This is a genomic window from Streptomyces sp. MB09-02B (assembly GCF_033794485.1).
GTDB lineage: Bacteria > Actinomycetota > Actinomycetes > Streptomycetales > Streptomycetaceae > Streptomyces.
Map to the genome: position 1 here is coordinate 1,542 of NZ_JARGEE010000558.1, position 1,324 is coordinate 2,865.

Annotated in this window: 1 rRNA gene (running past one end of the window); it reads left to right on the forward strand. The window is 56.8% G+C overall.

Features of this window, described 5'->3' with window-relative positions:
- Positions 1–51 precede the first annotated feature (51 nt).
- Positions 52–1,324: ribosomal RNA gene (locus P1P70_RS40520) — 23S ribosomal RNA — on the forward strand (it continues 1,923 nt past the right edge of the window).

Below are 1,324 nucleotides of genomic sequence, written 5' to 3' on the forward strand. Positions count from 1 at the left end.
ACGGGTGGTTGGTCGTTGTTTGAGAACTGCACAGTGGACGCGAGCATCTGTGGCCAAGTTTTTAAGGGCGCACGGTGGATGCCTTGGCACCAGGAACCGATGAAGGACGTGGGAGGCCACGATAGGCCCCGGGGAGTCGTCAACCAGGCTTTGATCCGGGGGTGTCCGAATGGGGAAACCCGGCAGTCGTCATGGGCTGTCACCCTTGCCTGAACACATAGGGCAAGTGGAGGGAACGCGGGGAAGTGAAACATCTCAGTACCCGCAGGAAGAGAAAACAACCGTGATTCCGGGAGTAGTGGCGAGCGAAACTGGATGAGGCCAAACCGTATGCGTGTGAGACCCGGCAGGGGTTGCGTATACGGGGTTGTGGGATCTCTCTTCTGTTGTCTGCCGGCAACAGGACGAGTCAGAAACCGTTGATGTAGGCGAAGGACATGCGAAAGGTCCGGCGTAGAGGGTAAGACCCCCGTAGCTGAAACATTGACGGCTCGTTTGAGAGACACCCAAGTAGCACGGGGCCCGAGAAATCCCGTGTGAATCTGGCGGGACCACCCGCTAAGCCTAAATATTCCCTGGTGACCGATAGCGGATAGTACCGTGAGGGAATGGTGAAAAGTACCGCGGGAGCGGAGTGAAATAGTACCTGAAACCGTGTGCCTACAAGCCGTGGGAGCGTCGCGCATTGAGTTTACTCGATGCGTCGTGACTGCGTGCCTTTTGAAGAATGAGCCTGCGAGTTTGCGGTGTGTTGCGAGGTTAACCCGGGTGGGGTAGCCGTAGCGAAAGCGAGTCCGAACAGGGCGATTTAGTAGCACGCTCAAGACCCGAAGCGGAGTGATCTAGCCATGGGCAGGTTGAAGCGGAGGTAAGACTTCGTGGAGGACCGAACCCACCAGGGTTGAAAACCTGGGGGATGACCTGTGGTTAGGGGTGAAAGGCCAATCAAACTCCGTGATAGCTGGTTCTCCCCGAAATGCATTTAGGTGCAGCGTCGTGTGTTTCTTGCCGGAGGTAGAGCACTGGATAGGCGATGGGCCCTACCGGGTTACTGACCTTAGCCAAACTCCGAATGCCGGTAAGTGAGAGCGCGGCAGTGAGACTGTGGGGGATAAGCTCCATGGTCGAGAGGGAAACAGCCCAGAGCATCGACTAAGGCCCCTAAGCGTACGCTAAGTGGGAAAGGATGTGGAGTCGCAGAGACAACCAGGAGGTTGGCTTAGAAGCAGCCACCCTTGAAAGAGTGCGTAATAGCTCACTGGTCTAGTGATTCCGCGCCGACAATGTAGCGGGGCTCAAGCGTACCGCCGAAGTCGTGTCATTC